We start from the raw sequence: 10,329 nt of genomic DNA, 5'->3' as shown, positions 1-10,329 counted from the left end.
GCCTTGGAGTGCGGATCTAACGGCAAAATAAGGCTGAAGATCAGGTAGTTCTGGAAGGGGCTACTACAGGATCTCTCTGGCAGAATCTATTTGAGGTGAGGGGCTTCCACAAGAGGTTCACCACGCCTGCAGGCCACCTTAATGGGCGGTGTAGCAGACGGAGATCCCCCACAACCGTTCTTATTGCGGGAGAAGTATTTAGGAACCCTTATCGATCTTACCCGCGCACAGATATGCCATGAATGTCCTCCTCATCCAGTCCGAGGGGGTCGACCTCTATACGACGCTTCTTGCATCCGAGACCAGCAGGCGCGCCCTTCGTTTTTACCGCCCCGACCGACTTTCGTATGGAATCCGTATCCGGACAGCATCGCTCGGGAGCGCACTTGCCCTGGTCTCCGAGCTCCGGTGGTACATCCAGCGCTACGTCCGGGAAGTCCTCTTTGAGCCCGATGAGGGTATCTTCTACTCGTCCGCGCTTGCCCGGCAGGTCTACGAGCGTGACGTGAGACCGGTGTCTCCATGGAGTCACCGTTGCCTCTACAGGGTTGCCGGTGACCGGTTGATCGATCTCATATGGATGGAAGAGGGGACGAGACCGGAGTCATACACCGACCGGACTGAACCCGGTGATACGCTGCTTGAGGTCTGGTGCACCGCGGAGGAGTCCCACACGAAAGGGTCATGAGATCATTCACCCTTTCAGGAATACCCCTTCAACCTCGGCGCGGGGCAGGTATTTCCCCCTGACCCGCATCTGCCAGCGGTCAGTCCGGAGCAAGACCGGGGTGAGCGGCGAAAAGAGTTCCAGAGCCTCGGTCTCGGTGAAGTAGTGGGTGGTTATCCCGCTCCCCCGCCGGAACGTCTTTGGTTCCACCTCCACCCCCTTCCCGGCACGCATGTCCTCGATGGAGAACGCCCTGAAGATGAGCGTCCCACCATCTGCAAGCACCCGGCAGACCTCTGATGCCAGGGTGATACGGTCGCGGGCGGGCAGGTGGCCGGCGACATGAACCAGGAAGACCAGATCGAAGACGCAATCCCGGAAAGGGAGGTCGCGAGCATCGGCCAGGACGAAAGCTGCCGCCGCCGTCGCGGGATGCCTGCGGGCGAGGAGGAGAGCCTCCCTGGAGATCTCGACCGCCGTAACGTGCGAAGAACGCCGGGCGAGTGCCACAAGAGTCTTCCCGTTCCCGCAGCCAATCTCAAGGACGGTGGCGCCCGCCGGGATCTCCGGGAGCGATGCCGGGGCTCCTCCCCAGAGGTTCCCCCGCTTCCGGTAGTCCTCGTCCCAGGCAGATGGACCGGCGGTCATGGATCATAGGTCAACGCTCCCGGGGGATAACGTTTCGGGCGTGTGCACCATCGCAGGGTTCGGGAACGGCGCCATGACCGGTGAACCCGGCAAATCTTTTTACCTCAGACGATCGACCCTATCAGCGTGGACCTGTCGGATGCCATCACAATGACACTCGCCTTATTGATATTTGCGGGTATCGTGCTCGGGCCCATCATGGGAGAGACGGCCTGGCCAGTATCACCGGAACCCACGGGACCGCAGGGTCTTGCCACCGTCTTAACCGGTCTCAACGAGAGAGTCCTCAGCGGTAACCCCATCAATCTGACACCTCTAACAATGCCGGAGACGACGGCCTGGTTGATCGTCCCGGACGAGAACGAGACAGCCAACCAGGATGAGAACAGCACGCAAGTCACGCCCGAATACGATGACGATGAACTGATCGGTCTCGTCGCGAACAGCAGCGTCTCGCTCATGCTGCTTGCAATGCAGAACGCTCACGCCCTCTATGCCTGGGATGAAAAAACGGCCAGGGAACACGCTGCAACACTCCAGGGGTTCGCAAGGAGCGCCCTGAAAGAATCGGCCGGATTTAGCGTCTCAACCGGGATGGAGGAGACAAAGACCTCCTACACCCTTGCCCTCGAGTCTTATGTGGCATACGCCGATATCGTTCTGCAAAACGACAGACTTAACGCAACGCTGGTGGATACGGCGTTTCAGGAACTTGAACGTGGATCGGGGTATCTCCGCGAGGCTCTTGATGGCATTGACCGGCAGACCCTGCGCGTGCCAGCGGAGGTTGTGGATATCAATCTCCCGGTAGCGCAACCCTCCACCGTCCCTGCCGATACGCTGACGCTGATGCAACGGTACGTCTACGACGACCGGATCGGGGCAAACGAGATCTCCATAATGCTGATCTCGGCGGATCTAATCCACGAATACTACTTGAACGGAGAGGAGATCGCGGCAGAACCGGGTCGGGCGTTCCTGGTGGTGGAGGTGAAGGTCATGAACCTCGGTCATAAGGGAGAGCGACGCATATACACAATCCGGACGCCCGAAGTCAGTGCATTCACGCTCTATTACCGCGGAACCACCTACTCCCCGATAAAACTGGTGCACGGAACGACGCTTGGCGAACCGTATGCTGGAGTGACGCTGGATCGATACGAGAAGAAGCATGGCTACATCGTATTTGATGTCCCGGACGCGATCAACCTGAGCGAGTGCTTCATAAGGGTCAACCTGGGTGAAGCGGGTTCTCCAACCTGGGCACTCGGAAAGAAGGTGTGAAAGGTTCTCTGTCTATACCCGGGATCTCCGTGACGGCCTGATCTCGTTGAGACCCCCTGGCCGGGCACAAAGAATATTCCTGTTGCGGGGAATAGATGAGTGGCGATGAGACGGTCTCGCGCGGCAATGGTCGTTGTGACATGCGGTATTGGAGTAGCCTGTCTCGTCTTTCTCCTTGTCCCCTCGATCGGTGCGGAGGTCTTTCCCGATCTCCGGGCAGGGGGGCAGGGTTCCGACGGCGTTCAGGCGGGCAACGTTACACCGGCGATCGTGCCTCCAACCGATGACGAGATGCTGGAGTCCCTGATAGCCGGTGGGAGCGTAAGGCTTCTTGAACTATCCGTTGGCCAGATAGGTGCTCTCCATGCCGATAATGACTCCTTTCTTCGCAGCCAGGCGGCCGAGATGGTCTCTTTTGCGGGGCGACTCCGTCTCGACGCTGCCGCTCTTGAGGTCTCGCCGGAAAACGAGTCGGTGCGATCACGGTTCATAACCGCGCTGGATGAGTTTGTAACGGCCGGCACCATGCTTGAAAACGGCATTCCCACAAACAGAAGCGTTAGGGAGGATGCAATAAAGCATCTTGCCCACGGGACAGAACTTTTATCCGGGACGTTGCAGAACTACACAGCAGCCTCTTCTGCCGCGGAACCGGTGGGTTCTACCACACCTTCAGACCTCGTCGCCGGGGCTGCTCCGGAGTTTCCTGACGCTCTGAGACCTGGCGAACGGTTCATTTATGACGATTCAAGCGGGGACAACACCGCCTCGATTATCGTTTGGGGGGTAGCCCGGTCAGGCGGGTTTGAGACGATCGGAACAAAACCGGTGGAGTATATACCGGAACCCGGGAAGGTCTACCTCCTGGTACCGGTCCGGGTGACGCACCTCGGTTACAGGGGAGAGGGCACAAGCAGCCGCATAAGGACGCCGGCAGAGAGCGCGTTTACCCTCTACTACAACGGTGAGACCTACCAACCGCTGCAGGCGCCGGGGCCGACATCCCGGGGAGGGTCATACTCCAGTATCGTTCTCGATAGAAGCGAGTCGATGGAGGGATACCTCTTCTTCGAGGTGCCGGAGGAGATCGACCTTTCAAACGCATACCTCCAGGTCAGGATCGGCAACAACAAGCCGGTCTGGCACCTTGACCCCACAAAATCTGTGTGGTAGGGGGTGCTTTCATCTCTCCTGCAACTGCCAGGGAATGTCTTTCACAGGACACACCCCTCCGTGGTGGGGGGCTGCGAGGGATGATTGCCCCATGAAACGGGGGAGCGACGAAGAACCCGCTCCCCGAGGGTATATCAATGGAGAATCGCCAGTTGCGGGGGGGAACCTCCTCCGTATCTCTTATATACTTCCAGTACGGAATGCATCTACATGGGAGGTCTCTCACCACCGGGAATTAGCCCCATGACCCTTCTGCTCCTGGGGTGTCTCCTCGGCGCCGCTGTATCTGCAGGCTGTATGGGGACCTCCCAAACACCGGAGACGCCGAGCCCGGTACCTGCACCGGCCACTACCTACACCACCTACTCACCTGTTGGGCCGAAACCCGCATTCTCGACCAGCATCACCTCGCTCCAGAAACGCATGCGAAGCGACGGATCCTGCTACTGGACGGTGACGGGGAGCGTGACCAACGAGGGGGACGGGGCTGCAAGAAACGTTGTCATCAGGTTCATGCTGATCGATGACGAAGAGGATATGATCCGGGCGACCGAGACCGTTTTCGTCCCCCGGTTCCCGGCGGGCGAGACAAAGATATTCACGGTCGACCCGCTCCCGGGCAACTGTGACCGGCAATATCACGCCGGGGTTGAGGTCGCCTGCGACATCCCGTAAGGCCTGTGTGGCTCGGTGCAAACCCGGGGTGGCGGACTCACGTATACTGCAAAGAGGTTAGATAAAATGAAGATAATTGGAATTAATGGAAGCCCCCGGGGGCCTGAGAGCCGGACTCGAAAACTCGTCCAGGCTGTCCTGAACGGGGCAAAGAGCGCCGGGGCAGATGTAGAACTCGTGGACGTCTCCAGACTCCAGATTGAGTACTGCAACGGCTGCCACATCTGCTACGAACAGGGAAAGTGCATAAACGACGACGATTTCACCGAACTCTACGAGAATATGCTCGAGAGCGACGGGATCGTCCTGGGCTCACCCAACTACGTAAACTCTGTCACCGCCCAGATGAAGACCATGCTCGACCGGATAACTGATGCCATCCACTGTCAGATGTTCCTCGGGAAGTACGGCTGCGCCGTCTCCACCGCCGGCGGTTCAGGGGCGGACGAGGTCGTGGCATACCTCAACCGCGTGCTGCTGAGTCTTGGCGCAAACACCGTTGGCGGCGTCGATGTCGTCGTCGGCACAGAGACCGACACCGGGGCGATGGCAGCTGCAGAGAAGAAGGCTTACGACCTCGGCGTGAGACTGGTCCAGGCCATCAAGAACCGCGAGACCTACCCGGAACAGGAGAAGATCCATGCCGATATGATCGAACATATGGTGGCACTCGTAGCGGCGAACAAGGACCGCTGGCCCCACCAGTACAACCACTGGAAGGAGGCCGGGCGGATACCTTAAGCCTCTTCCACCACATTTCTGGCGCGGATCTCATCGATTATCCGCTGCAACCTCTCCCGCTCCTCATCCTCCGCCATCTCGAGAGCATCCTCAAGCCCCGGGAGCGCTGTCTCCCCCAGCTCGATAAGACCACGTTCAGCCCGCTTCCTGACCATGAACGTCTCGTCCCGGAGGGCCTGGACGAGGAGAGGTACAGACCCCTCCCCACCGATCCTGTTTATAGCCCGAACGGCGTTTGCCCTGACCTCGACCAGCGGGTCGTCGAGCACCTCCGCAAGAACCGGGAGCGCATCGGCACCGATCTCTTCCACCTCGCTCCAGCGGTTCAGGGCCATCAGGTAGAGAACGCGCTGCTCCGTTGTCTCCGGCACCCAGCCTCCCGCTTCCAGCGCTTCGGCAACCCCTGCCCTGAAGTCTTCGTCACCCGAACGGAGAGCACCGATCAGATGACTCCGCATCGTCTCGTCGGGGTACTTCAGCGCCTCGAGCGCGGCATACCTGACCCGGTCATCCACGTCGCGTAGCGCATGGATGAGAGGTTCAAGGGCACGAAGGTCACCGATGTAGCCAAGCGACCTTGCGGCGGCGATCTGAACACGTTCATCCCGGTCCCGGAGCGCAAGGGAGAGCGGTTCTATAGCCTGTTTGCTTCCCATGTAGCCCAGCCCCTCCACCACCGCCGTCCTCACCTCGGGATCGGTCTCCCTGTGCAGGACGCTGATAAGGGCTTCAATAGCACGTTTGTTCCCGATCTTGCCCAGGTTCTGGGCGGCAACGATCCGAACAAACCGGTCACTGTCCTCCAGGGCGTCCATGAGCGGCTCGACCGCGGTCTCGCGCATCTCCCCGAGGATACCGGCGGCCGCGGCCTGGATCTCCGGGTCCTCGTTCCTGAGCGCACGGATGAGGCCGTCGACGGCGGGCTTCCCCATCATGATGAGGCGTGTGGCGACGTTGAGCTGCATCTGCCAGTCCTTCTCCTTGAGCGCCGAGATGAGCTTCCCGACCTCAAGTGGCCCGGAACGCTCAAACGCCTTCTTATCCTCCAGCCGGATCGGTTTTTTCTTCTTCTTTGGAGCCCGCACCTCCTCCTGAACCTGGCTGCCGAGCGCGCTCCGCCAGACATCGATCACCTGCCGTTTCTTGAGAGCTGCTGCCGCCTTCTCCCTCACCTCTTCATCCTTATCATCGAGTGCCTGGCGCAGAATGTCGACCACGCGCTCATCCTCGATCTCCCAGAGGGCATCGATAGCCGCAAGACGCATATCCTTGCTCCCACGCCGCATCACCAGGGAGAGTGGGTCAATCACAGGGGGGCCGAACCCGGCCAGGGCGCGGGCGACGCTCCACCTTACCTCCGCCGCCGGGTCGCCCAGGTGATCGATGAGGAGAGGGATCGTATCGATTAGCCCGATCAGCCCGACGGCCCGGGCCGCTGTCACCCGGACAACAGTCACCGGATCGGAGAGAGCCTCCCCGAGCGGATCCAGCGCTGCACGGCCAAAGGTCGCGACCGCGTCCGCTGCGGCAACACGTACACCATGATAGCGGTCGGCAAAGAGGCGGATAAGCGGCTGGATGGACTTCTTGTTGCCGATACGCGCGAGCGCAGAGGCCGCAGCAATCCGCACGTCCTCTCTCTCGTCGCGGGTGGTCTGGATCAGCGGGTCGACTGCGTCCACATCCCCTATCTGGCCAAGCGCCTCCGCCGCGGCTATCCGAACCGCAGGTTGAGGGTCGTTGAGCGCCTGGATGAGGTATATGACCGCCTCTTTCCCCATCCCCTGCAACGCTGCAACCGCCGCTGCCCTGACCGTCTCATCGCTGCTCCGGAGGGCTTCAAGATATCGTTCCAGGGGTGACTTCTCGGGGACCGGTTCAGGAGGTTCCGGTTCTTCCGGGGTCTCTGGAGTGATCTCGGGGATCTCGAGTGGTTGAGGTTCACGGGTTTCCTCATCGGCGAGGAGGGCATTCCAACCCTCTTCATCCCCGGCCTCATCCATCTCGACGATCGCCTCCTCGAACTCGTGCGAGATGAGGTTTTCCAGCGGGATGCCGCCTTCCGGAACAGACCTCTCGGCCTTCCAGCGCTCTTTGACCCGTGCCCATGCCTCTTCCGCCATCCTGCTCTCCCTGATGATCTCATCAAGGTTCATATCTTTGCGTGGTAATTCAGCGGCCTGATTTGCGGTTTCACCGGAATTCGCGGGTTTTTGGGCTTCTACCCCCAGTTTCTGTGGTTTTCCGGCACCCTCCGTGGGGCTGGTGTATCTCGGGCGTCCGAAGACCTTCTCGAACCTTTTCTGGATGGCGAGCCCTTCTTTGAGTTCACGTTCGTAACGGGAGGGGTCTTCCTCTACAGGCCTGGTAAGGGTATCCTCTTCCTCGCGCCGCTGGATGTACTGGAGAGCGGTCTTTGCCCGCTGTCTACGGCCTGGATCCTTTGACGAGGCCTCAGCCTTCAGGGCGCTTATCGCGGGCTGCCCCATCCTGCGCAGTGCCTCGGTCGCACCGATGCGAACGCCCGAGTAGTTGATCTTGAGGGCCTGGATGAGGGAGGGGATGGCGGTTCTCCCCATGGCGGCAACCTCGCTCCAGCGCTCTCTGGCGATCAGGTAGTCCACCCGCTGGAGGTTGCTCTGCGGCACCCAGCGCAGGCGGTCAAGCGCCCACGCTGCTTCCATCCGAACCTCGTGCCGGGGGTCGTTGAGCGCGTCGACCAGGAGAGGTATGGCCTGCGGGTCTCCCATATAACCGAGCGCCTCGATGGCCCGCATGCGGACGTTCTCGTCGCGATCCTTTGCCGCTTTTGCGAGGGCCGGGAATGCACGGAAATCACGGATCCTGCCGAGGCTCCGTGCCGACTCAGAGCGTATATGGGGGTCTTTACTCTGGAGGGCCTGAAGGAGGACCGGAACGGCCGCTCCCTGGAGTTTTGAGAGTTCGTCCCAGTCTTCGAGGAGGTAGTAGAACTCTACCTGATCTGAGGTCTCTGTGGGCGTCCATCGCAGCGAGGCAAGCACGCGAGCCGCCTCTTTCCGGACGGCGAGGTTGCTGTCATGGAGCGCCCGGGTGAGGTGGGGGATGGCCTTTTTGCCCGCTCCCTGGAGGGAGATCACGGTTGCACGTCGGATCGCCGGTTGATCGTGCTGGAGGGCGGGTAACAGCGCTTCAAACATCGGTTCCCCCGCCGATGCGATCGCACGGGCGATTGTGGTCTGGAGCGTGGGGTCGGCACGGAGGATAAGGGCAAGGAGCAGGGGGATGGAGGGGGTGCCAACAGAGACAAGTGCACCGAGCATCCGGGTCCGTGAGGCAGGACCGGCCTTATCCAGGCTCCGGAGGAGGTTGGGGAGGGCGCCGACACCCAGGTTGCATAGAGCACGTGCTGCCTCGGTGCGACCGGCGGGGTCATCGCCGTCGAGGATCGCGATCAGACCGGGATAGTCCTTCGCCTGGCGCAAACCTTCAACATCTGTCCGTAACCTTTCAAAGAGTGCCATGGCATCTGGATGGATACTCGTTTATTCGGAGAGATGTTCGTCACCACAACCAATAAACCTTCTATGCCAAGTCGTAAGGTAGCCGTTTAGCAGTTCTCCGGCCGGGAGGTGTTATATGGAGCAGGGGTTCGTATGGGTGTTATACGGATGGCCGGATAGGCACTATGGAGGGTGGAGAGGTTGTTCTAATGCATGCATTCTGGTAGTGCCGTGAACCCTCCGAAAGGGAGGTTCCTGGATCTTGGGGCGGCGGGAGCGTTACTGCTTCTTGCGGGCAGGAAGAGAGGAGGCGCGGGAAACCAGCAGGCTGCCCCTGTGAGCGTATCTCTTCGACCACCAGACCACCGGCGGGAGAACGGGAGGTGCGTGAGGATCAGAGGGCCTCGATTCTCGCTCCCCGGGACCTCCGCCGGATGGCGCACCTTCTTACTCCCGCACCCCAAACCTAACTACCATGATCACCGACCGCGAGAAGTCGGCCTTCGAAGCCGGTATCAAACTCGGCGCCCTCTACCACCAGTTCGTCGGGACGCCCATCACCCGCGAGACCGCTGCTGCCGTCGAGACCGCCATCGAGCAGGCCGTCGGGCTGCAGCCTTACGTGACCGGCATCACCGTCCGGCTGGACCGCGATATGATGGTCTCAAACCGGTTCGGCTACTCGGAGCTTGCCGGGAAGATGTTTGACGTCGAGATCACGACCGAGATCGGGACGACCGTCTGCCGCGCCCGTCTGCACCTCAAGGACGACTACCCCATGATGGAGATCGTCGAGTTCCATGAAACTCCCCGAGATACCGATCACTGACGACCATATCCATATCGACCCGAGAAACGGCCGGGGGATCGAGGCCGCGAAGGACTTCCGCCGCAGCGGAGGGACACACATCTTCCTGGTCACAAAACCCTCGTGGTCGTTCGGCGTCGAGCCTTCGTCGGGCGAGGATTACCGGGAGGTCTTCGACGCGACGCTCCGGGTGGCGGAGAGGGTCCTGGAGACCGGGGTTGTGGTCTACCCCGTCCTTGGCGTCCACCCGGCAGAGATCAGCCGCCTTGCCGGGAGGATGAGGCTTGAGGAGGCCGCCAACGTTATGATGGCCGGGCTTGACCTTGCCGCCACCTACGTTCGGGAAGGGGTGGCCGTGGCGCTCAAGAGCGGTCGGCCCCACTACGAGGTCCCCCCGGAGGTGCTTGCGGCCTCAAACACCGTCCTCTACCACGCCCTCGAACTCGGCGCCGACTGCGGCTGCGCCGTCCAGCTCCACGCGGAGAGCGGGCCGTGCACCGACGTTGTCGCGATGGCAGAGCGGGCCGGTATCCCGATTGAGCGGGTCGTAAAGCACTTCGCAACCCCCGACACCCCGCTCGTGCCGTCCCTGATCGCGCGGCACGAGGGTATCCCGGCGCTTGCTCGTGCCGGGTTGCGGTTCAGCATGGAGAGCGACTATATGGACGAGAACGCCAGGCCCGGCGCGGTCATCGGGCCGAAGTCGGTCCCCCGGTTCACCCGCCGCTACCTTGAAGAGGGACTCATCACCGAAGAGGACGCCTGGCGGGTCCACGCGGAGACGCCGTCACGCACATACGGAGTCGAGATCTCGCTCCCCTGACGGAACTGCGCACCTTTTTGAGACCTCC

9 protein-coding genes are annotated in these 10,329 nt (G+C 61.0%); 7 read left to right on the top strand and 2 right to left on the bottom strand.

Going from position 1 to position 10,329, the window contains the following annotated elements; translation table 11 throughout:
• Positions 1-238 precede the first annotated feature (238 nt).
• Entirely contained in the window at positions 239-688 is a 450-nt protein-coding gene (locus QMC91_RS08550) for a DUF5804 family protein (RefSeq protein WP_300237699.1), read from the top strand.
• 6 nt (positions 689-694) lie between these two features.
• Here QMC91_RS08550 and QMC91_RS08545 read toward each other — a convergent pair whose 3' ends face one another.
• Positions 695-1,315: a bifunctional 2-polyprenyl-6-hydroxyphenol methylase/3-demethylubiquinol 3-O-methyltransferase UbiG gene (locus QMC91_RS08545; RefSeq protein ID WP_300237697.1), complete on the bottom strand. Its 621-nt coding sequence runs from the start codon at positions 1,313-1,315 to the stop codon at positions 695-697.
• Between the two features lie 126 nt (positions 1,316-1,441).
• Between QMC91_RS08545 and QMC91_RS08540 the strand changes: the two genes are divergently transcribed.
• From QMC91_RS08540 to QMC91_RS08525, 4 genes are all read left to right on the top strand, one after another.
• Entirely contained in the window at positions 1,442-2,599 is a 1,158-nt protein-coding gene (locus QMC91_RS08540) for a hypothetical protein (protein ID WP_300237695.1), read from the top strand.
• A gap of 105 nt (positions 2,600-2,704) precedes the next feature.
• Complete coding sequence (locus tag QMC91_RS08535; protein ID WP_300237693.1) at positions 2,705-3,772, top strand: hypothetical protein; 1,068 nt, start codon at positions 2,705-2,707, stop codon at positions 3,770-3,772.
• Between the two features lie 210 nt (positions 3,773-3,982).
• Positions 3,983-4,447, top strand: coding sequence for an FxLYD domain-containing protein (locus tag QMC91_RS08530; protein ID WP_300237691.1), 465 nt, complete (start codon positions 3,983-3,985; stop codon positions 4,445-4,447).
• A gap of 66 nt (positions 4,448-4,513) precedes the next feature.
• The gene (locus QMC91_RS08525) at positions 4,514-5,188 is read left to right on the top strand and encodes a flavodoxin family protein (protein WP_300237688.1); all 675 of its coding nucleotides are present in this window, start codon (positions 4,514-4,516) and stop codon (positions 5,186-5,188) included.
• Here QMC91_RS08525 and QMC91_RS08520 read toward each other — a convergent pair.
• A complete protein-coding gene (locus tag QMC91_RS08520) occupies positions 5,185-8,691 on the bottom strand; it encodes a HEAT repeat domain-containing protein (RefSeq protein WP_300237686.1) in 3,507 nt (1,168 codons plus the stop codon). The genes QMC91_RS08525 and QMC91_RS08520 overlap by 4 nt on opposite strands.
• Before the next feature lie 454 nt (positions 8,692-9,145).
• Here QMC91_RS08520 and QMC91_RS08515 point away from each other — a divergent pair, with 454 nt between their 5' ends.
• Both QMC91_RS08515 and QMC91_RS08510 read left to right on the top strand, forming a co-directional pair.
• Positions 9,146-9,499 (top strand): dihydroneopterin aldolase family protein, encoded by a 354-nt coding sequence (locus QMC91_RS08515; RefSeq protein ID WP_300237684.1) that lies wholly within the window; start codon positions 9,146-9,148, stop codon positions 9,497-9,499.
• Complete coding sequence (locus tag QMC91_RS08510) at positions 9,471-10,301, top strand: TatD family hydrolase (RefSeq protein WP_300237682.1); 831 nt, start codon at positions 9,471-9,473, stop codon at positions 10,299-10,301. Before QMC91_RS08515 ends, QMC91_RS08510 begins: the two co-directional genes overlap by 29 nt.
• Positions 10,302-10,329 lie beyond the last annotated feature (28 nt).

The organism is Methanoculleus sp. (assembly GCF_030019085.1).
Taxonomy (GTDB): Archaea; Halobacteriota; Methanomicrobia; order Methanomicrobiales; family Methanoculleaceae; genus Methanoculleus.
This window is presented reverse-complemented; position numbering and strand designations above follow the sequence as displayed.

What these genes read in the sequence shown, in the direction of transcription:
- QMC91_RS08550 (WP_300237699.1), top strand. Translation starts at nt 239, where the DNA reads ATGAATGTCCTCCTCATCCAGTCCGAGGGGGTCGACCTCTATACGACG.
- QMC91_RS08545 (WP_300237697.1), bottom strand. Translation starts at nt 1,315, where the DNA reads ATGACCGCCGGTCCATCTGCCTGGGACGAGGACTACCGGAAGCGGGGG.
- QMC91_RS08535 (WP_300237693.1), top strand. Translation starts at nt 2,705, where the DNA reads ATGAGACGGTCTCGCGCGGCAATGGTCGTTGTGACATGCGGTATTGGA.
- QMC91_RS08530 (WP_300237691.1), top strand. Translation starts at nt 3,983, where the DNA reads ATGGGAGGTCTCTCACCACCGGGAATTAGCCCCATGACCCTTCTGCTC.
- QMC91_RS08525 (WP_300237688.1), top strand. Translation starts at nt 4,514, where the DNA reads ATGAAGATAATTGGAATTAATGGAAGCCCCCGGGGGCCTGAGAGCCGG.
- QMC91_RS08520 (WP_300237686.1), bottom strand. Translation starts at nt 8,691, where the DNA reads ATGGCACTCTTTGAAAGGTTACGGACAGATGTTGAAGGTTTGCGCCAG.
- QMC91_RS08515 (WP_300237684.1), top strand. Translation starts at nt 9,146, where the DNA reads ATGATCACCGACCGCGAGAAGTCGGCCTTCGAAGCCGGTATCAAACTC.
- QMC91_RS08510 (WP_300237682.1), top strand. Translation starts at nt 9,471, where the DNA reads ATGAAACTCCCCGAGATACCGATCACTGACGACCATATCCATATCGAC.